Here is a 19,044-nt window from a genome sequence, read left to right as displayed (position 1 = left end):
GCAACCTGTCCAGCACAACGGCCCTGCCCTCTAACGAGGTGCAGGGCCGTGTCACGTCTGATGCCCGCCTTTTTTCGCCACCGGCCAGGAATGGAATGGCGGGTCTTGCGCCCTCGACGCCGACAGAGCCCTGCTGTGCTGACAACGAGCTACTAGGCTGAAGTGTGTGTCACCACGTTTCCCCAAGGCGTACAGCATCGATCGGAAGCGACAGGATCACGACAGACAGGAGCGACGCATGCCAGCCAGTTTCCACGACCACCTCAGCCGTCAGATCAATACGCTGCATGAAGAAGGCCTCTACAAGCAGGAGCGCGAGATCACCTCGCCCCAGCGTGCCAGCATCCAGGTTTCCACCAGCGATAAGGACGAGGGACAAGGCGCCCAGGTCATCAACTTCTGCGCCAACAACTATCTGGGCCTGGCCGATAGCCCCGAGCTGATCGCGGCCGCGCAACAGGCGCTGGAGCGTGATGGCTTCGGCATGGCCTCGGTACGCTTCATCTGCGGCACCCACCACCAGCATCGCGTGCTGGAAAAACGCCTCGCGGCCTTTCTCGGCATGGACGATGCCATCCTCTATTCCTCGTGCTTCGATGCCAATGGTGGCCTGTTCGAGACACTCTTCGGCCCTGAAGACGCCATCATTTCCGATGCGCTCAACCACGCCTCCATCATCGATGGCGTGCGGCTGTGCAAGGCTAGCCGCTATCGCTATGCCAACAATGACATGCGCGAACTCGAGGCCCGCCTCAAGGAGGCGGACGCGGCTGGCGCACGCTTCAAGCTGATCGCCACCGATGGTGTCTTCTCAATGGATGGCGTGATCGCCAATCTAAAGGGCATCTGTGAACTCGCCCGCCGCTACGACGCGCTGGTGATGGTGGATGACTCCCACGCCACCGGCTTCGTCGGCGACAACGGGCGTGGCAGCCACGAATACCATGACGTGATGGATCAGATCGACATCATCACCACCACCTTCGGCAAGGCGCTGGGCGGTGCCTCGGGAGGCGTGACGGCCGCACGCGGGCCCATCGTCGAGTGGCTGCGCCAGCGCTCTCGCCCCTATCTGTTCTCCAACTCGCTGGCACCGCCCATCGTGGCGGCGACCCTCAAGGCGCTGGACAGTATCGAGGACAGCGCCGAGCCGCGCCGTAAGCTGTGGGAGAACGTCGAACGCTTTCGCACCGGCATGCAGGCCGCCGGCTTCACCCTCGCGGGCGCCGGCCACGCCATCATTCCGGTGATGATCGGCGATGCGCGCCTGGCGGGCGACTTCGCCAATCGGCTGCTGGAGGCCGGCATCTACGTGATCGGCTTTTCCTATCCGGTGGTGCCCAGGGGACAGGCGCGCATTCGCACCCAGCTCTCGGCGGCGCATACCCCGGAGCAGATCGACACGGCCGTCTCGGCCTTCGCGCGCATCGGCCTCGAGATGGGCGTGATCGGGTCTGCGACGGGAGGTGATGCATGAAGGCGCTGGCCAAGCTCAAGCCCGAACCCGGCATCTGGATGACCGAGACGGCCGTGCCGGAAATCGGCCACAACGATGTGCTGATCAAGATCCGCAAGACCGCGATCTGCGGCACGGACATGCACATCTATCAGTGGGATGAGTGGTCACAGGCGACCGTACCGGTGCCGATGGTCACCGGTCATGAGTATGCGGGGGAAATCGTCGCGCTGGGCAGCGAGGTGCGGGGTTACGAGATCGGTGATCGGGTCTCCGGCGAAGGGCACATCACCTGTGGCCATTGCCGCAACTGCCGCGCGGGGCGTCGCCATCTGTGTCGCAATACCGAGGGCGTGGGCGTCAACCGTCCGGGCGCCTTCGCCGAATATCTCGCCCTGCCCGCCTACAACCTCTTCAAGCTGCCGGATGAGATCAGCGATGACCTGGCAGCCATCTTCGACCCCTTCGGCAATGCCGTGCATACGGCGCTGGCCTTCGATGTGGTCGGCGAGGACGTGTTGATCACCGGCGCCGGGCCCATCGGCATCATGGCGGCGGCGGTCATCCGCCATATCGGCGCCCGCCACGTGGTGATCACCGACGTGAATGACTATCGACTGGCACTGGCCGAGCGGATGGGCGCGACCCGCACCGTCAATGTCAGCCGCGAATCCCTAAGGGAGGTGATGGCGGAGCTCGACATGCATGAGGGCTTCGATGTAGTGCTGGAGATGTCCGGCGTGCCATCAGCCGTGAGTCAGATGCTCGATGTCATCAACCACGGCGGCAAGATCGCCATGCTGGGCATTCCCCCCGGCGAGATGGCCATCGACTGGACCAAGGTCATCTTCAAGGGGCTGACCATCAAGGGCATCTATGGCCGTGAGATGTTCGAGACCTGGTACAAGATGGCCAGCCTGATCCAGTCAGGGCTGGATCTCTCGCCCATCATCACGCATCGATTTCCCGTCGATGACTTCCAGCAGGGCTTCGAGATCATGGGCTCCGGTCAGTCGGGCAAGGTAGTGCTCGACTGGGGCTGAGGGCTTTTACTCGATTGCTCCCCCACGCCAGTCAGCTCCCGATCGTCTGCCCCCCAATCGTCAGAGCGCGTGCCGGTCAGTCGTCGCCTCGCGGGGTAACAGCCCGAAGGCCTCGCCCATGCCGGGAGCCGAGAGACGCTGGAGAATCCATTTGAGCGCCTTGCCCTGGCGACCACTGCGCCAGGCAAGGGAGAGATCGATCGGCGCACGATCCGTCTCCAGTGGCAGCACCGTGAGACTGCCGTCTTCCAGTGATTGACGAATCCGGTGCAACGGCAGATAGCCGACACCAAGCCCCCTGCGCTGGACGTCTATCTTCTGCGCCGTGGTCTTGACGATGATCTGACTGCGACCATCCAGCAACCCCGAAGAGCGCCCGGGCAAGCTGCGCGAACTGTCGGCCACGATGACAGTGGGATAGTCACGCAGGGCGTCGGCGGACAGCGGCTGCGGCAGATGCGTCAGCGGATGACCGGCCGCCACGGCGAAGACCGGCTCGATCGCCCCGAACACTCGGCTCGACAACCCCGACACCGGTGCCTCGCCGGGCGCTCCGATCACCAGATCACAACGGTTGTCATGCAACGCTTCCCAGGCGCCCCCCATCACCTCCTCACCGAGTACCACCCGGGTACGCGGCTGGATGGCCTGAAACTCCTCCAACAGCGGATAGAGCGCGTCCGGTTCAAGGATGGAATCGACGCAGATACGCAGCTCGACCTCCCAGCCCGCCCCCGCCTGACACGCCAGCGCCGTCATCTCATCGGTGGCCAGCAGAATGCGTCGCCCATGCTCCAGCACCAGGCGTCCGGCATCGGTCAGTTCGGCCTTGCGGCGCGAACGGTCGAACAGCGGCACGCCCAGCTCTTCCTCCAGCTTCTGCACCGAGTAGGAAATCGCCGAGGGCACGCGGTGCAGTGTCTCGGCGGCCGCGGCGAAACTGCCACGTCGGTCAATGGCATCCAATACGCGCAGCGCGTCCAGCGTGATGGGTGAGACCATGGTTCAAAAATTCTGATCAATCAGACCAGAATCCTCCGTTATTTTTCTGTGACACCACATTTTATAGTAGCGCCATCGATCAGACACACTGATTTGAAAATCCACCCCTTACCTGATCACTGGAGCCACTCATGTTCAAGTCCGCCCTCTCTCGCCTGATGTCCACTGACACGAGCCTCGCAAGCCTGGTGCTGCGCGTGCCCACCGGCATCATCTTCATGGCCCACGGGTCACAGAAACTGTTCGGCGCCTTCGGCGGCTACGGTCTGGAAGGCACGGGGCAGTGGATGGCCTCCATGGGCATCGAGCCCGGCTACCTGATGGCACTGTTGTCCGGCAGCGGTGAATTCTTCGGCGGACTGGCCATTCTCATCGGCCTGCTGACGCGCCCGGCAGCTGCCGTGCTGGTCTTCACGATGCTGATCGCCATCCTGACCGTGCATATCGGCAATGGCCTGTTCATGAGCAACAACGGCTTCGAGTACGCGCTGGCCCTGTTGACCATCGCGGCCAGCCTCATGATCACCGGCGGCGGCAAGCTGTCCCTTGATCGGGTACTGCAACCGGGCAGCAACGCCGTGCGCGAAGACTGAAGCCTGCTTCACTCACCGGCAGACACCACGACACTCTGAGGAGGTTGCCATGTTCACGTTACGTCCAGCGGCAGAACGCGGTCATGCTCGATTTGGCTGGCTGGAGAGCCGCCACAGCTTTTCCTTCGCCAGCTACTATGACCCGAATCACATGGGCGTCTCCGTACTGCGCGTGCTCAATGATGACACCGTGGCACCCGGCGCAGGCTTCGAGACGCATCCGCACCGTGACATGGAAATCATCAGCTATGTGCTGCAAGGCAGCATCGAGCATCGTGACACCATGGGCTCACATCGCACCCTGGGAGTGGGCGAAGTCCAGCTGATGAGTGCCGGCAGCGGCATCGAGCACAGCGAGTACAATCCCTCGACTCGCCAGCCACTGCATTTCCTGCAGATCTGGATCACCCCGGATGCCAGGGGCCTGACGCCGCGCTATCAGCAGCAACCCTTCACGGCACGCGAGGGACTCGACCTGTTGATCGCCCCGCCACAAGAGGCCGTGGACGGCATCCTGTCCATCAATCAGGATGCCCGTATGTATCGCATCGGCCTGCAAGGCGCGGAACACACGGATACCTCGCTCGCACTGCCCTTCGCGCCCCAGCGTCGCTACTACCTGCACGTCATCGACGGGACGGCAACACTGAAGGGCAAGGATCAGCAGAGCCTGCCCCTGTCCGCGGGGGATGCCGTCACGCTGGATCATGAACCCGAGGCCACTCTCGCTGAGGCGCGAGGTCTGCATGCGCTGCTGTTCGACCTGCCCGCTTGAGCTGGCCTCCGATGGCCTCTAGACCCACGACGCCTCCCCGCCCACATCACTGTCTGCGGGGAGGCGTCGTTATGGCACGTCCGCATGGGAGGACACCTTGCAGGGAACGTGGCTGGGCGACATCTGTCATAGGGAGGCATGATACGATCAAGCGCGAGGCTGGCCGTCATCGCCATCCTCGTGAGCTGACGGAGGACACCCCATGAGCAAGGACACGACCACCACGTCCACTCCACCCGAGACACCCAGATTGCCGGCACCGGATGCACAGCCCCTCACGGCCCACGCCTCCGAGTACAGCGAGGAAGGTTTCTGGCACAAGGTCTCGTCGGTCGCCCGCAAGGCCGGCCAGACAGCACTCAATCCCGCCCTGCGCATGTACTTCGCGGCGCAGGATTCCGATACCCCCGTCTGGGCCAGAACCACCATCTATGGCGCGCTGGGCTACTTCATTTCCCCCATCGATGCCCTGCCGGACTTCACCCCCCTGCTGGGTTACACCGACGACATCACCTTGATGGCGGGCGCGGTGGCCATCGTGGCGGCCCATATCAAGCCGGAACATCGCGCACGCGCGGACAAGGTGCTCAAGCGCTGGTTCGATTGACGGCAGACGACGCGCCTGGCAGCGCCTCCCCCCTCGTGACGGCCCAATGGCCACGAGTTCCCCGTCATGTACAGGGTGTCAACAGTGTTGAATGCCGTGTAGAGCGCTCGTTTAGCGGGTGACACCGTGCGTGTTACCGTGAAGTCATCTCTTCATGCCCACGAGCCCCCCCCGAAAGCGCAGGATGCCTCCATGACAATGTTGAAATTCGCCACGGCAGGTCTCGCGCTGCTGCTGATGACCGGTTGCGCCTCGCGTGCCGAGATCGATATGCCCAACATTAAGCCGGTGCAGTCTCTGGCCTATGAACACAAGACGTTCTACCCCGACATCTATTACAGCCAGCCTCAGGCCAATCTGTTCTCGGGTGCCGCGACCCAAGCCATGCGCCCACTGGGCAGCGTGAAACTGCCGCGCGCCTCTTCACCGCCCATGAAGAATTTCGACCTGCTGCTGCGCGAACAGTTACCCAGCACCTCGGTGATCACGCACGATGCCCGCGAGAAGGACTATCGCCTCAAGGTCGAGATTCAGGCCCACGAGAACCGTGGCCCCGTCTATCTCGACTATCTGATGGCAAAGAATCTGCCGATGAATCTGCTCACCTTCGGCATCGCCAATGAAGACTTCGATGTGATTGCCGATTTCGAGGTGGTGTACTGCCTCTATGACAAGGATGAGCAACTCCTCTATCGCAAGGATTACACGGTCAAGGACTCCGTACCTCATCAGACCGGCAACTTTGACCTCGGGGATCGCATGCTGATGCCTGCCCGCGACATGATGAAGAAATATCTTCAGCTGACGATGAATGACTTCTTCATCCAGGCCAGCCAACCCTAACTGAGGCACGTCGCGGTCGTTTCTCCACCCGCCATCTGACGGCTGTCGTCCGCCCCTTGTACAAGAACGCCTCGACCACATGGTGGTCGAGGCGTTCTTGCATGGCCATGCCATTCGTTGCTTCTCTCAGGTCATTTCATCCTGGCAATCGGCTTCGTCTGTCCAAACCAGTCGTCTGCAGCCTCATCCCTTGCTGGCCTGAGTACCGCCACCTTCCTCACGGGTGGAGGCCGTCATGTTGCGCGGCTTTCCGCCCCGCAGGCCCAACGGCAGGCGAAGCAATACCTCAGGGCCATTCTGCGCCAGGCTCAGGGTCGTGATCGCCACGAGAATCAGCGCCATCCCTGCCAGCTGCATCATGTCCATGCCTTCTCCCAACACGAACACCCCGAACAAGGTGGCCGTGATCGGTTCTATCATGGCGATGATGGAAGCCACCGACGGCAAGGTATTCTTCAGGCCGATCACATAGCAATAGAAGGAGAACCCTCCCCCCACCAGGCCGAATATCAGAATCAGCCACAGTTCATCGGCGAAGGGGACCGCCACTGCCTGTGAAAGATTCGTCAACGGCAACATCACCAGACTGCTCACGCCCAACGCGATGGCCAATACCCCAGGGGTGCTGCCATGACGCGTGGCTGACTTGAAGGCAAAGATGAAGATGGCGTATGACACACCCGCCAGAAGTCCGAACAGGACACCCAGGGGAGTCACCTTGCCACTCCCGGATTGCAGCACCCCCGTCAGCAGTACGATGCCGATCATCACACCGACGATGGAAATCAGCTTCATCGGTGTCGGGCGTTCCACCCGGGCCAGGAATGACGTGATATAGACGAAAATCGGCGCGCTATACATGAGAGTCGCAGCAACGGCGACACCACTCATGCTGACACTCGTGAAATAGAACATGAAGTTGCCGGCGACCCCTACTCCCGCCAGCAGCGACCACCCCAGCAACGCGAGCGGTTTCCTGGCCGGCACCTTGTGGTAGCCCAGCAATACCATCCAGGCCAGCATGCAGATGAACCCGACAAGGGCACGCCAGAAGGAAATGACTTCAGCCTCCCAGCCCCAGGACATCAGCAAGCTGCCAATCCCACCTGTCAGCCCCCATTGAAAAGCGGCCAATACGACCAACACACTACCCAGTTTTGCCATTCATGCTCCCTTGTCTCAGGAAAAATCAGATCTTCGATGATTTATCAGCCGCAATCGCAGCGTAACAAGAGTCCTCAAGACACATAAACCCATCCCTCATTGGTCGTAACCAGAGTCTCTGAAACTCCATGACTGCCTATCCAGGGCTTTCATAACCTCATGAAAAACTTCGAATATTCGCGTCTTCAAAACGGTGTTTGACACTGGTATTACCAGTCAACATGACGTCGCCAAGAATGTTTTCCTCGCTTACCTTGATCTGGTGAGCCCTACGGTGATTTCCCGCAGTGTGGATGAAAACTCAACGCCAAACTCTGGATCAACCTTCACATTGCAGTGACAAAAACCAACAAAAAGACAATCACCCTTTCATGCGAAGGAGAGTATTGACATGAATGCATCATGGATGGCGCTTCTGGCGTTCACGCCATTGATACTGGCTGGTATCTTGCTGATAGGGTTCAGAATCCCTGCCCGCATTGCCATGCCCATCGTCTTCGTGGTCACGGCCCTGATCGCCCTGCTTGCCTGGGACATGACCTTCACACGTGTCATGGCCTCATCGTTGCAGGGCTTGATACTGACGGTGGCGATCCTGTGGATCATCTTCGGTGCCCTGCTGCTGCTCAATACGCTCAAGCACTCCGGCGGCATTGCCGCGATCCGCAATGGCTTCTCCGGCATCAGCCCGGACCGGCGAGTACAGGCCATCATCGTCGCCTGGCTGTTCGGTTGCTTCATCGAGGGTGCCTCAGGCTTCGGCACACCCGCTGCCGTCGCTGCCCCCTTGATGGTGGCACTGGGCTTCCCGGCACTGGCCGCCGTCGTGGTCGGCATGATGGTGCAATCCACTCCGGTCTCCTTCGGTGCTGTCGGCACCCCCATCGTCGTCGGTGTCTCGGGAGGACTCGACAAGGCTGGCGTCAGTGACGCTCTGGCCGCGAACGGGTCAAGCTGGGACAGCTACTTCCAGTTGATCACCTCGGAAGTCGCCATTACCCACGGCATCATCGGTATCTGCATGCCACTCATCATGGTGGCGGTGATGGTGCGCTACTTCGGGGCCAATCGCTCCTGGCGCGAGGGACTCGAAGTCGCTCCCTTCGCGCTGTTCGCGGGTGTCTGCTTCGTGGTGCCCTATGTACTGGCCGGCCTGCTGCTCGGGCCGGAATTCCCCTCGATGATCGGCGCCATGGTGGGCCTCGCCATCGTGGTACCCGCGGCGCGCAAGGGCTTTCTGCTGCCCAGCAGGACCTGGGACTTCCCGAACGCTGACCACTGGCCCGAGGAATGGGTGGGCAAGCTGGACATGACGCTGGAGCCCGTCGAGGGCCGCACGCCGCTCTCGGTCGGCATGGGCTGGCTGCCCTACGTACTGCTGGCAGTGCTGCTGGTGATGTCCCGCGTCATCGAGCCGCTCAAGGAAGCGCTGACCTCCTTGAGCTTCGGCTGGAGCGGTATCCTGGGCGAGAGTGATATTTCCGGCAGTCTGCAACCACTGTATCTGCCCGGCGGTATCCTGGTGATCGTGGTGCTGCTGACCGTCGTGCTGCACCGCATGCGCATGCAGGATGTCAGTGCCGCCGTCACGGAATCCAGCCGCACGATTCTGGGCGCAGGCTTCGTGCTGCTGTTCACGATCCCCATGGTGCGCATCCTGATCAACTCCGGCGTGAACGAGGCAGATCTGGTCTCGATGCCGGTGGCCATGGCGCAGTTCATCGCTGACAGCGTGGGCGACATCTATCCGCTGTTCGCCCCCAGCGTCGGAGCCCTCGGGGCCTTCATCGCCGGCTCCAACACCGTCTCCAATCTGATGCTGGCGGATTTCCAGTTCAATGTGGCAGGCGCGCTGGGCATCTCCAGCGCCATGATGGTCGCCCTCCAGGCCGTCGGCGCGGCTGCCGGCAACATGATCGCCATCCACAACGTGGTCGCCGCCTCGGCGACCGTCGGGCTACTGGGGCGTGAAGGCATCACGCTGCGCAAGACGATCCTGCCGACGCTCTACTACGTGATCTTCGCCGGCATCATCGGCATGATCGCCTTCCATGGACTGGGCGTGGTGGATGGCTTGATGCGCTGACAGAGCGCCACGTATCACTATGGCATACGACAGCAGGCCCGCATTGTGTGCGGGCCTGCTGTCGTATGGAGATCATCAATAGAATATTGAATGTGTTTACTCCAGGGGCCTGTTTATCAACAAGGCACGGCGTAATAAATTGCCCCATATCATCGAAACGGCAGCCTTCATGCCGCAAGTTTCTGGAGCAGACACCCCATGACCCACTCTGTATTGCACCCCACCCGATTACAGCAGACCCGCTTGCAGCAAGCCCGCGAGCTCGAACTGCCTTCCCGCGAAGCCATGCTGCGGCGCGCCCCCTCCGTCCAGCAATTCTGGGACAGCCACCGTCAACTGCTGAGTGACGCCTGGCGTGAATGGGAAGCCGTTGAGCAAGACGACCTCGCCATCCTCGACAGTGGATTGATCGACAAGGCGCTGCGCACTGCCGTCAAGCAGGCGTGGGAGAATCCCGAGCGCGAGACGGACGTCAAGGCGCTGATGACAGAAGTCGCCACTGACGTCTATCAGTTCCAGCTCTTCGATGTCGAGCGCATTGCTGATTTGCGCAACCTGCTGGAAAAGGGCTCTTCGACGTTTCATGTGGATTTGGCTTCATCCAGCATGCGCCCCACGGGGCTGCCGATCAGGTAGATCATCGCAATGAAATTGCTTTCGTTCCGGTAGCCGCGAGCGCGAGATCTGGCAGCCTGAAAGAGGCCATTCATGCCTTCCAGACGTGCGTTCGTCAGGCCTGAATACCAGCGCCTCACAACCTGGTCGGCATGTCGCTCCAACGTATTGAGTGCTTTTGCCATTGGATTGAGAAGCGTGTGGCCGGCGAATGCCTCACGTATCACATTGAGGTAATTCGTGATGCGCCAACGAGCCCCGCGCGCTGTCGGTGCGCGACGAATCCACCTCAGCTTTTCCTTGATGATCCATGCATTCGCGGTAGCCCCTTGGTCAGCAACCAGCTCCCGGAGGGCGACCAGCTGCTTTTCCGTCAGGTTGTGGTTATCCATGCTTTTCAGCACTGCCCAGCGCAGAGCCTTGGGATGGGCTTTTTCTCGACGTTCCCGCTTACGCACTTCATCCAACGCCTTGGTGAACGTCTGCACGATATGGAACCAGTCAACCGTCACTCGAGCATCAGGGAGATGTTCGGCAGTGCCATTGAGGAAGGCCGGAGACATGTCACACACGACTTCAACCACATTGCCCGGGGCGCCGCCATGTGCCTCCAGAAAGGCGCTGAACGCCTTGATCGTCTCTTTGCCACGTCCTTGGACAGCAAAGATCACCGGCTCTTGTTGGCGTTGCATATCGAGAAATACGGTGACGTAGCGTTGCCCTCGACGTGATGCCGTTTCGTCTACCCCGACATTGGCAACCTGAGAAAGATCCAGGTCTCCCAGCATGCGGCCTACGTAATGATGCACGATGCGCCACAGACGCTTGTCAGTGACTTCCAATTGCCGAGAGACGGCGAGCACAGGCATCTCCCTGACCAACGACATGGCAGCCTGTTCAAACAACAGTGTGAAGCCACTATCAGGGCGAGCCCAGGGCACCTCGACTCGCTTGACGCCGTGCTCTGGACACCGGGTGCGAGGAACGCGGGCATGGAGATAGCAATGATGCTGAAAGAAGTTCAGGTGTCGCCAGGACTTGTCGGCAAAGTCATGCGCCGGGCATGCCTTACCGCATTCCGGGCAGGCATAGAGGCTCCCCCGATCGACTTCCACGTAAAGCTCGAGGCGATGCGGGGATGACGTGGTATCCAGATGCTGGTCCTTGAGTTTCCAAGGCGCTTGCAAGCCCAAACCAAGGGTCAGGATCTGAGTACCATCCATGTCAATTCTCCAGTCTGTTCGGGGGCCCATATCCTGGACCATTCCAGGGCACTAATTCCACACCTGGCGTCGAAGAGCCTGGAAAAGGCATGGGATGCCGGTATTCCGCTGCGCCCGCCCTACGGCATCGTGCTCAATCGGCGCGGCGCCATGCTCGACCGTCGCTCACAGGGCTATCTGGCGGCACCGAGTTTCCAGGCGTTCTATCAGCAGCTGCTGGATACCTACATGCGTCCGATCTCGCGGCTGCTGTTCCCGGAAATCATCGGCTACGACAGCCAGTCCTTCGGCTTCTCGATCCACTATCAGCCCACCACGGACGCCTCGATTCGGCCGCATACTGATGCCTCGTCCGTGACCCTCAACATCAACATGAACCTGCCCGACGAGACCTTCGAGGGCTCTGAACTGGATGTTCTGGACGCCGCGAGCGGAGACGCAGTGCGCTTCTCGTTCACGCCCGGCTCGGCCATGCTGCATCGCGGTAATGTGCCGCATGCCGCGCAGCCGATCACCAGCGGCCAGCGCTCCAACCTGGTGCTGTGGCTGTATGGTGAGCGAGGCCAGATACCGCCACAGGGCGCGCAACGCCGGGCGATACCTGCCAGAGACCGCTGGGTCGCCTCAAGCGTCAAACAGGATGATTACGCACCGTTCTGATGGCACACACCAGTGAGCAACAACGACAAAGGGGGCCTATCATAGGCCCCCTTTGTCGTTGTCATGCGATCGATAACGCCGCTCGATCATCCGTTCATGACCACCTGATCATGGCCTCGCCTGCCATGACGGGAAAGCCGAGCAAATCACGAATGGCCGCGGCATCCGGCGAGAGCGTCAGCCAGCTCACGGCCGCGATGTTGATCAATACCACACCCCAGAACACGAGCCGGTAGCTTGTCTTGCGCGTCTTGTGGCGCAGGCTCTGCTGGGCGATCAGCGCGCCCGGCCAGCCACACAGCAGCTCCATGAGGTGCAATTTCCCCTCGGACACACGCCACTCACCCTGTGTGGCTGCTTGTTTGTCGACTCGATAAGCCAGATACGCCACCAGACTCATGCCCAGATACGCTGCAGGCAACATCCATGGCAGACGCCCTTGCCACCACCCTGCCCCTAGCACGACCGCAACGACCAACACCACCAACCAGGCAAGCCCCACTCCAGCAGAAGTAGTGGAAGCCCCTGCTCCATGCGTGCGAAAGCGTGTGGCTCGTGGGCGATCGTTCTCATCCATGCCCAACTGATACTGCACCTGCGCACTGGCTTTCGGCCGCCCGCGCCCCTTGTACGCACTGATGTGGGCAAAGACATCCTTGCCCCCCGACTCCGGCGTGATGAAGCCGAAGCCCTTGTCATCGTTCCAGCGCGTCAATCTTCCCTGATGATTCATTGCATCTTCTCTTTTCAGCATCACCATCGAAACAATGGCAGTTCTCGTACACGACCTTTTGAACTAGCATCACCACCACATGATCCAGCATCACGTCGGTACAAAAAAATTATATATCAATAATTTAACCGTAACTCATCAGCTAGTTAACGGCAGCGCAATGTACACATCACCAGCGCGAAATTCCCGAATGCTCAGACCTGTAGCAGGATGATTCTCGTCAATCATCGCTGCCCTCACGCGGTGCAACATTCCCGACAATAACACCACCACCCGTTGCTGGAGCCCATCATGTCTACCCCTGACGCCAAGAACCGCAAGATCATCGAAGGCCGCCCGGCCCTCATCGTCATCGACATCCTGGCGGGCGCCTTCATCAATCAGGACAAGCGTGCCATCGCCCACATGCCGGATTATGTCGAGCGCATGGCCCTGTCACGCAAGTTGATCGACAAGGCGCGCGAACGCGATATTCCCGTCATTTTCATTCAGGAAGTCCATCGTCCGGACGGCATCGACTTTGGTCGCGAGCTGGATGGCGATGAAGATCGCCACTGCATCGAAGGCCACCCACATACCGAGATCGCCGCTGAGCAACTTGGCTATCGCGAAGATGACTATCTGATCAAGAAGCGCCGTTACTCGGCATTCTATGGCACGGACCTCGAGATTCTACTGCGTGGCCTGGATGTCGACACTCTGCTGCTGTGCGGCGGCCTGACCGATGTCTGCGTGCACTACACCTTCGTTGATGGCCATCAAGGAGATTACTTCTGTCGTGTCGCCGAAGACTGTGTAGCCGGATCGTCCTACCGAGCGCATGAAGGTGCGCTGGAGGCCATGGAGTACCTGCAGCGTGGCGCGCGGCGCTCCCTGGATAGCATGCTCAGTGCAATGGACAGCCATATCAAGCCTGAACGCCGTGTCTGAATCCCCCGATCATCCTAGTCAGTACGCCTGCTCTTGCACGGAGTCTCCCTCCCATTCCTGGGCAAGAAATACTGAATGTTCTCCCGCTTACCTCTCGAAAGGAATTCATCATGACACTGCAATTCATTGATTCAGGCCGCCGAATGAGCCAGGTCGCCATTCACGGCAAGGCCGTTCACTTGGCAGGCCAGGTGGCTGACGACGCTTCCGCCGGCATGGGAGACCAGACTCGCCAGATTCTTGAACAGATCGATGCCCTGTTGGCACGCGCCGGCACGGATAAGCATCACCTCGTCTCAGCTCAGGTCTGGGTAACTGACATGGCCGAGTTTGCCGAGATGAACGAGGTCTGGGATGCCTGGGTCTCACCGCAACATCCGCCGGTGCGTGCTGCAGTGCAGGCTGTGCTCGCCAAACCTGAGTGGAAGGTCGAGATGATGGTCATTGCCGCATTGCCAGAGAGCTGAAATTCACGGGCTCACCGCCTCGTCACCGTCTCACGATCAAGCGAGTGGATGGCGAGGCGGTGAGATGACTATCTCAGGGTCAACCGGCTCAATGAAGCGCCAGCACGGCGTCGTTCATGCCTGTTCGCTCCCGGCAAGGACAGGGAAAGAAATGGCAACGGATTGACACCCTGCGATGCAGCATGGACAGCCCGCAAGCGAGTCTCCCGCCCATGGCGTTGTGAAGCTGCATATGCCTGGCACTGCATGTGCATGAAGCACGTGAAGACAATATCCGCGAAGACCTACTGCCAGCAGTACATGATAATTACAATATCGAGGCAACTGACATGAAACCTACCCGCCGTGAGGCAAGTACAGGTCGGGGAAATATCGACCTGCTGGATAGCACTCACTCCACTGGACAACCCGTCAGCACTCAGCGACTACTCAGATTTCTGATACCGTCATTGATTGGCGTATTGCTATTCATGACACCAATGCTGCTGGGGGGCCAGTGGACGGTGCCCATTGCTTATCTGATCAGTCAGGTCACCGCAATGGTAGCTCCCTACATGATGACGATTGCCATCATCATCGTGGTGATCCCATCGCTTTTCAGTTTGGTCATTCTGTTGTCCCCCGCCCTGAAACGTCATCCACATCCCTTCTTTCAGCTCTTCAATGCCCGCCCGGGCTGGCTGCTGCTGCGCCTGGCTGGCACCGCGGCACTGCTGATGGTGTACTTCGAAGTTGGGCCCGTCTGGGTGTGGGACAAGGATACTGGTGGCGTCCTGCTGTATGAAGTGGCGCCGATTCTGCTGACGCTGTTCTTCCTGAGCTCCATTCTGCTGCCGCTGCTAACGGATTACGGCCTGATGGAATTCATCAGCGTCATGATCAATCGTCCCTTCCAGCGCATGTTCAAGCTGCCGGGACGTGCCGCTATCGACTGTCTGGCTTCCTGGTTGTCCGCCTCCTCAGTGGGCATCATTCTGACCTCACAGCAGTATCATGATGGTCACTACACCAAACGTCAGGCTTCGACGATTGCGACGAACTATTCGATCGTCTCCATCGCCTTCGCTTATGTGGTGCTGAGCTTCGTCAATCTGGAACGCGTCTTTCTGGGCTGGTATCTGTCGGTCACCCTGGCCGGTATCGTCTGTGCCCTGATCGTTCCACGCCTGCCACCGCTGAGCAGAGTCGCGAACTTGACGCGCGATGATGAGCCGCCTCAACCGGAACAGGAAGATCGCGCCGCTGACGAGCCATTGCTGGGCTGGGCCTTGCGACGCGGCATCGAGCGTGCCGACAGGGCGAAAAAGCCATTGGCAAAGCTCAAGAGCTCACTGTACGCAGCTGCCGACCTTTCCATCACGGTCTACCCGACCATGATGATCCTGGGTGTCCTGGGGCTTGCGTTGATCAAGTACACCCCGGTCGTCGAGGTGCTGGCGACTCCCCTGGTGCCCTACCTGGAGCTGATGGGACTGCCGGAAGCCAGAATCGCCGCAACCGCCATGTTGACGGGCTTCATTGACCTTCTGATGCCCGTGATTCTCGGTTCAAGCATCGAAAGCGAACTGACACGCTTCGTGGTCGCCGGGGCTGCCGTGAATGGCATCATCTTCCTGACGGAAGTGGCCATCGTGATTCTCAAGGCGCGCATTGGTTTGAATCTTTTGCAGCTGTTCATGATCTGGCTGTTACGTCTATTGATCGCGATCCCGATCCTCAGCCTGATGGGACGATTCATTCTGTAACCCCCACAACCGGCATGCACTGGCACGCGTTGTCATTGCAACGACATCAGTGCATGCCGATGCCTGTTCACAAGGATTCGGCTCACAAGCACCCGTCAGAGGGATTGGCTTGAAGCACTTCGGGCTGATCCATGCTGCAAGCGCAACACCTCAAGAAAACGCACCAAGGCAGCAGGCGGTCGTTGAGCACGATGGATGGCAGTGACAGTCGATGTCACCAGACTGACATCCGGCTTCAACAAGCGCAGCCGCTGCTCCTTTACCCAGCGCTGCGCGTAGGACACGGGCAAGTTGCCAACATAGCGTCCTGAGAGAACCAACAGTGCCACGCCTTCAGCATTCTGATGCGTATCGCTCTTGACCTGACCCAGCCCCATATCGCGCTGAAAGCCCTCTATCGTGTCCAGATAGCCGGTATCCAGACACAGGGCTTTATGCAGATCATCCTCGGTAAGTTCTTCGTCCTCGATGGCAAACAAAGGATGCTCTCGCCCGCAGAACAAGCCATGAGTGGTCTGATAGAGCGGCAGGTAATCCAGGTTCTGACGACTGCCATTGAAGAGACCGATCGCCAGATGCAAGCGACCATCCAGCACCTGAGCTTCCAGATCGGCAGGATCACCAACACTGATATTGACACTGACGCCGGGGGCCTCGGCCAGGAATACCTCGAGAGCATCGGCCACCCGAAAGTCCGGATTGGAGACCGCATTATCAATGATTCCCAGATTGAGCTCACCACTGAGTTGCTGTCCGACGTCACCAGCCTCATCGACGAAAGCGTCTACCGCCGCCAGCAATCGCTGGGTACTGCGCAGCAACTGAGTGCCTTCCGGTGTCAGGCTGAACCCGGCATTCCCTCTGTGGCATAACCGATACCCCAGGCGCCCCTCGAGGCGCGCCATCTTGGTACTGATGCTTGCCTGGCTCATGCCCAACCGCAGTTGTGCCTGAGTGAAGCCACCACACTCACAGATAGCATGAAAGACTCGTAACAACTTGAGATCGATATCGTGAAGATTGCCCAGCATCTAAGTGCCACCTGCGTTTGTGGTTTGCTCGATTTTTCACGCCAGAAGGCTAGCCATGCCATCTGGCAAGACTTCGAATATAACCGGATTCATGGCGCTGACAACCACGGTGAAAGGCACACCATGAAATTCGCCCATCGCCTCCCATCATCAAGCGACAAATAAAAGAGCCAAGTGCCACTCAGGCCAACACAGCTTCTTCAGAAAAACACAGCATCTTCAGAAAAACACCTGCGCCATGACTTCCCTACGCCACCCTTGGGAAGTCGCTACCGGAGTCCGTCATGCCCCCCTTTGTTCAAGACATCGTCCATCGCATATGGCCGGTGATGATTCTGATCGTTGCCATCGCGTCCTTCCAGGTCGGCGCATCTCTCGGCAAGAGCCTGTTCCCCAGTATAGGACCCAGCGGTGTCACGACATTGCGCTTGCTGGTCGCCGCAATATTGCTGCTTGCGGTACTCCGGCCATGGCGAAAGCCCATCACGATAGCCGACTGGCCGATCATCCTCGGCTATGGTGCGGCCCTGGGCATGATGAACCTGCTCTACTACACCTCTCTGCAGACGATTCCACAGGGTATCGCCGTTGCACTGGAATTCACCGGCCCCTTGAGCGTTGCATTGCTGTGTTCAAGACGTAGAGGTGACCTTGCCTGGGTGTGCCTCGCTATCCTGGGTATCGTCATGCTACTGACTCTCGGGCCACAGGATTCAGGCCCGATCGACCCGTGGGGTGTTGTCTGTGCATTGGGCGCAGGAGCTTGCTGGGCAGGCTACATCCTGTTCGGCCAGCGAGCAGGCAATCGACATGGTACTTCGGCCGTTGCGCTGGGCATGGCGGTAGCAGCATTGGTCGTGACGCCCATAGGCATATGGGAGGCAGGCAGCGCGCTGCTGTCCTGGGACATCCTGCCACTGGCGCTGGGTGTGGCAGTCCTTTCGGCGGCGATTCCCTACGCACTGGAAATGTATACGCTTCCCAGGCTCTCCGCCCCCGCCTTCGGCACACTCATGAGCCTGGAGCCTGCCGCAGCTGCACTCTCGGCATTGCTACTGCTGGGGCAGGAGCTGGTACTTCTGCAGTGGATGGCCATTGGCCTGGTGGTGCTGGCATCGCTTGGAGTGACGCTATCAGGACCCGCCACTTCCCATCAACTGTCAACCGAGCTTCACTGACCTGATTCACATGGCGCTGAAGTCTGACCCCAGAAATGCCATCGACCGGAGCAGCACCTCCACAATGTGAAGCGCCGTTCCGGTCGATAACGTGCCTGCTATCAGGCTGTCTGGCGCTGGGGTGTCTGCGGCCCGTCACCAGCGTGTGTAATTCTCCTAGCCGATGAAGGTACCAGAGGTGTTGCCGCCCCCCTTGCCGCCTGCGCCACCATCACCGTTATCCTCATCATCCCTGCCATCATTGCGGTCGCGCCTGTTTTCCTGCTCATCCCGGTGATCCACGGGGAGATCCTGCTTGTGAGTGCCACGTTGTTCATGGTCGCGGATGTCGGCCGCAGACGCCTTCAGCGAGTTGGCATGCACGGCCAGCGCATCACCGGGGTTGCGCGCCTCGACCTGGGCCTCTCGGGTGAAGCCCTGGGTTTCCAGCAGGCTCGCGTACCACTGATTGCCCTTCATGCTGATAGTCAGGTTCAAGCCCAGGAACAGGACATTGGAAATCAGCTGCCCTTCCATCGTCGCGGGAATGAAGACCGAGCTGAGCACGATGAAGCCGAACAGACTCGCCGCCAGCAACCACATGCGCTTGTAGAGTGCCCAGAACAGGCCGAAGAAGAAGGCCGGCCAGGACCAGCCGATCTTGACGGCACGCGTCCCGTGTTCGGGGTGCGTCAGAATACAAAATGAAGCCATCGAGGGAATCCTTGTCTGTGATGCCGAGCAGGCCGCGGGCTGCACGAGGCTCGGGACAAATGACACAAGCCTCGCACTATACCGCTGACCACTTGTCAGGACCATGAACCTCGCTGGCGCTATCTCATTGTTTCCCATCAGGCTTGTCAGCCACGCTGCGCGACCTCAACTGACCCGCACTGCTTGCCGACGCCCGTGGA

The 19,044-nt window shown here is 59.7% G+C and carries 19 protein-coding genes; 13 read left to right on the top strand and 6 right to left on the bottom strand.

Annotation, left to right across the window (positions count from 1 at the left end; genetic code table 11):
• Nucleotides 1-238 precede the first annotated feature (238 nt).
• Together OW493_RS08820 and tdh are read left to right on the top strand one after the other, a co-directional pair.
• Nucleotides 239-1,477, top strand: a complete 1,239-nt coding sequence (locus OW493_RS08820) for a glycine C-acetyltransferase (protein ID WP_289863889.1) — start codon at nucleotides 239-241, stop codon at nucleotides 1,475-1,477.
• Nucleotides 1,474-2,499: an L-threonine 3-dehydrogenase gene (tdh, locus tag OW493_RS08815; RefSeq protein ID WP_289863888.1), complete on the top strand. Its 1,026-nt coding sequence runs from the start codon at nucleotides 1,474-1,476 to the stop codon at nucleotides 2,497-2,499. Before OW493_RS08820 ends, tdh begins: the two co-directional genes overlap by 4 nt.
• Before the next feature lie 60 nt (nucleotides 2,500-2,559).
• Here the strand turns inward: tdh and OW493_RS08810 are convergent, their stop codons facing one another.
• On the bottom strand, nucleotides 2,560-3,501 hold the full coding sequence (locus OW493_RS08810) for a LysR family transcriptional regulator (protein WP_289863887.1): 942 nt from the start codon (nucleotides 3,499-3,501) through the stop codon (nucleotides 2,560-2,562).
• A 131-nt stretch (nucleotides 3,502-3,632) separates the two neighbouring features.
• Between OW493_RS08810 and OW493_RS08805 the strand changes: the two genes are divergently transcribed.
• The 4 genes from OW493_RS08805 to OW493_RS08790 all read left to right on the top strand — a co-directional run bounded on the left by OW493_RS08805 (nucleotide 3,633) and on the right by OW493_RS08790 (nucleotide 6,319).
• Nucleotides 3,633-4,094 (top strand): DoxX family protein, encoded by a 462-nt coding sequence (locus OW493_RS08805; protein WP_084208395.1) that lies wholly within the window; start codon nucleotides 3,633-3,635, stop codon nucleotides 4,092-4,094.
• 49 nt (nucleotides 4,095-4,143) lie between these two features.
• Nucleotides 4,144-4,869, top strand: a complete 726-nt coding sequence (locus OW493_RS08800) for a pirin family protein (RefSeq protein ID WP_176503811.1) — start codon at nucleotides 4,144-4,146, stop codon at nucleotides 4,867-4,869.
• A 202-nt stretch (nucleotides 4,870-5,071) separates the two neighbouring features.
• Nucleotides 5,072-5,476: a YkvA family protein gene (locus tag OW493_RS08795; RefSeq protein ID WP_289863886.1), complete on the top strand. Its 405-nt coding sequence runs from the start codon at nucleotides 5,072-5,074 to the stop codon at nucleotides 5,474-5,476.
• 192 nt (nucleotides 5,477-5,668) lie between these two features.
• On the top strand, nucleotides 5,669-6,319 hold the full coding sequence (locus tag OW493_RS08790; RefSeq protein WP_289863885.1) for a hypothetical protein: 651 nt from the start codon (nucleotides 5,669-5,671) through the stop codon (nucleotides 6,317-6,319).
• A gap of 183 nt (nucleotides 6,320-6,502) precedes the next feature.
• Here OW493_RS08790 and OW493_RS08785 read toward each other — a convergent pair whose 3' ends face one another.
• The gene (locus OW493_RS08785) at nucleotides 6,503-7,483 is read right to left on the bottom strand and encodes a DMT family transporter (RefSeq protein ID WP_289863884.1); all 981 of its coding nucleotides are present in this window, start codon (nucleotides 7,481-7,483) and stop codon (nucleotides 6,503-6,505) included.
• Between the two features lie 391 nt (nucleotides 7,484-7,874).
• Here OW493_RS08785 and OW493_RS08780 point away from each other — a divergent pair, with 391 nt between their 5' ends.
• Complete coding sequence (locus OW493_RS08780; protein WP_136939228.1) at nucleotides 7,875-9,569, top strand: L-lactate permease; 1,695 nt, start codon at nucleotides 7,875-7,877, stop codon at nucleotides 9,567-9,569.
• Nucleotides 9,570-9,767: 198 nt separating this feature from the next.
• On the top strand, nucleotides 9,768-10,205 hold the full coding sequence (locus OW493_RS08775) for a hypothetical protein (protein WP_289863883.1): 438 nt from the start codon (nucleotides 9,768-9,770) through the stop codon (nucleotides 10,203-10,205).
• On the opposite strand, the gene OW493_RS08770 is transcribed toward OW493_RS08775, so the two are convergent.
• A complete protein-coding gene (locus OW493_RS08770) occupies nucleotides 10,151-11,407 on the bottom strand; it encodes an ISL3 family transposase (protein WP_289863882.1) in 1,257 nt (418 codons plus the stop codon). The two genes, OW493_RS08775 and OW493_RS08770, sit on opposite strands and share 55 nt — an antisense overlap.
• Nucleotides 11,408-11,557: 150 nt before the next feature.
• Here OW493_RS08770 and OW493_RS08765 point away from each other — a divergent pair, with 150 nt between their 5' ends.
• Nucleotides 11,558-12,067 (top strand): 2OG-Fe(II) oxygenase family protein, encoded by a 510-nt coding sequence (locus OW493_RS08765; RefSeq protein WP_289863881.1) that lies wholly within the window; start codon nucleotides 11,558-11,560, stop codon nucleotides 12,065-12,067.
• 94 nt (nucleotides 12,068-12,161) lie between these two features.
• On the opposite strand, the gene OW493_RS08760 is transcribed toward OW493_RS08765, so the two are convergent.
• A complete protein-coding gene (locus OW493_RS08760) occupies nucleotides 12,162-12,827 on the bottom strand; it encodes a cold shock and DUF1294 domain-containing protein (RefSeq protein WP_289863880.1) in 666 nt (221 codons plus the stop codon).
• Nucleotides 12,828-13,091: 264 nt separating this feature from the next.
• On the opposite strand from OW493_RS08760, the gene OW493_RS08755 reads away from it, so the two are divergent.
• From OW493_RS08755 to OW493_RS08745, 3 genes are all read left to right on the top strand, one after another.
• Complete coding sequence (locus OW493_RS08755) at nucleotides 13,092-13,730, top strand: isochorismatase family cysteine hydrolase (protein WP_289863879.1); 639 nt, start codon at nucleotides 13,092-13,094, stop codon at nucleotides 13,728-13,730.
• A 110-nt stretch (nucleotides 13,731-13,840) separates the two neighbouring features.
• A complete protein-coding gene (locus OW493_RS08750; protein ID WP_289863878.1) occupies nucleotides 13,841-14,197 on the top strand; it encodes a RidA family protein in 357 nt (118 codons plus the stop codon).
• A gap of 248 nt (nucleotides 14,198-14,445) precedes the next feature.
• Nucleotides 14,446-15,942, top strand: a complete 1,497-nt coding sequence (locus OW493_RS08745) for a YjiH family protein (RefSeq protein ID WP_289863877.1) — start codon at nucleotides 14,446-14,448, stop codon at nucleotides 15,940-15,942.
• A 95-nt stretch (nucleotides 15,943-16,037) separates the two neighbouring features.
• Here OW493_RS08745 and OW493_RS08740 read toward each other — a convergent pair whose 3' ends face one another.
• Nucleotides 16,038-16,973 (bottom strand): LysR family transcriptional regulator, encoded by a 936-nt coding sequence (locus OW493_RS08740; protein ID WP_289863876.1) that lies wholly within the window; start codon nucleotides 16,971-16,973, stop codon nucleotides 16,038-16,040.
• Nucleotides 16,974-17,257: 284 nt separating this feature from the next.
• On the opposite strand from OW493_RS08740, the gene OW493_RS08735 reads away from it, so the two are divergent.
• Nucleotides 17,258-18,151, top strand: coding sequence for an EamA family transporter (locus OW493_RS08735; protein WP_289863875.1), 894 nt, complete (start codon nucleotides 17,258-17,260; stop codon nucleotides 18,149-18,151).
• A gap of 156 nt (nucleotides 18,152-18,307) precedes the next feature.
• Here OW493_RS08735 and OW493_RS08730 read toward each other — a convergent pair whose 3' ends face one another.
• Nucleotides 18,308-18,844 carry a DUF2628 domain-containing protein gene (locus tag OW493_RS08730; RefSeq protein WP_289863874.1) on the bottom strand — a complete coding sequence of 179 codons (537 nt, stop codon included), beginning with the start codon at nucleotides 18,842-18,844 and terminating at the stop codon, nucleotides 18,308-18,310.
• Between the last annotated feature and the right edge of the window lie 200 nt (nucleotides 18,845-19,044).

It is taken from the genome of Cobetia sp. 14N.309.X.WAT.E.A4, assembly GCF_030397495.1.
GTDB classification, from domain to species: Bacteria; Pseudomonadota; Gammaproteobacteria; order Pseudomonadales; family Halomonadaceae; genus Cobetia; species Cobetia marina.
The sequence above is the reverse complement of the archived record's forward strand: the minus strand, read 5'-3'. Positions and strand labels throughout refer to the sequence as shown.

Bases quoted from the DNA above. Each gene is read 5' to 3' on its own strand.
- OW493_RS08820 (WP_289863889.1), top strand. From the start codon at position 239: ATGCCAGCCAGTTTCCACGACCACCTCAGCCGTCAGATCAATACGCTG.
- tdh (WP_289863888.1), top strand. From the start codon at position 1,474: ATGAAGGCGCTGGCCAAGCTCAAGCCCGAACCCGGCATCTGGATGACC.
- OW493_RS08810 (WP_289863887.1), bottom strand. From the start codon at position 3,501: ATGGTCTCACCCATCACGCTGGACGCGCTGCGCGTATTGGATGCCATT.
- OW493_RS08805 (WP_084208395.1), top strand. From the start codon at position 3,633: ATGTTCAAGTCCGCCCTCTCTCGCCTGATGTCCACTGACACGAGCCTC.
- OW493_RS08800 (WP_176503811.1), top strand. From the start codon at position 4,144: ATGTTCACGTTACGTCCAGCGGCAGAACGCGGTCATGCTCGATTTGGC.
- OW493_RS08795 (WP_289863886.1), top strand. From the start codon at position 5,072: ATGAGCAAGGACACGACCACCACGTCCACTCCACCCGAGACACCCAGA.
- OW493_RS08790 (WP_289863885.1), top strand. From the start codon at position 5,669: ATGACAATGTTGAAATTCGCCACGGCAGGTCTCGCGCTGCTGCTGATG.
- OW493_RS08785 (WP_289863884.1), bottom strand. From the start codon at position 7,483: ATGGCAAAACTGGGTAGTGTGTTGGTCGTATTGGCCGCTTTTCAATGG.
- OW493_RS08780 (WP_136939228.1), top strand. From the start codon at position 7,875: ATGAATGCATCATGGATGGCGCTTCTGGCGTTCACGCCATTGATACTG.
- OW493_RS08775 (WP_289863883.1), top strand. From the start codon at position 9,768: ATGACCCACTCTGTATTGCACCCCACCCGATTACAGCAGACCCGCTTG.
- OW493_RS08770 (WP_289863882.1), bottom strand. From the start codon at position 11,407: ATGGATGGTACTCAGATCCTGACCCTTGGTTTGGGCTTGCAAGCGCCT.
- OW493_RS08765 (WP_289863881.1), top strand. From the start codon at position 11,558: ATGCTCGACCGTCGCTCACAGGGCTATCTGGCGGCACCGAGTTTCCAG.
- OW493_RS08760 (WP_289863880.1), bottom strand. From the start codon at position 12,827: ATGGTGATGCTGAAAAGAGAAGATGCAATGAATCATCAGGGAAGATTG.
- OW493_RS08755 (WP_289863879.1), top strand. From the start codon at position 13,092: ATGTCTACCCCTGACGCCAAGAACCGCAAGATCATCGAAGGCCGCCCG.
- OW493_RS08750 (WP_289863878.1), top strand. From the start codon at position 13,841: ATGACACTGCAATTCATTGATTCAGGCCGCCGAATGAGCCAGGTCGCC.
- OW493_RS08740 (WP_289863876.1), bottom strand. From the start codon at position 16,973: ATGCTGGGCAATCTTCACGATATCGATCTCAAGTTGTTACGAGTCTTT.
- OW493_RS08735 (WP_289863875.1), top strand. From the start codon at position 17,258: ATGCCCCCCTTTGTTCAAGACATCGTCCATCGCATATGGCCGGTGATG.
- OW493_RS08730 (WP_289863874.1), bottom strand. From the start codon at position 18,844: ATGGCTTCATTTTGTATTCTGACGCACCCCGAACACGGGACGCGTGCC.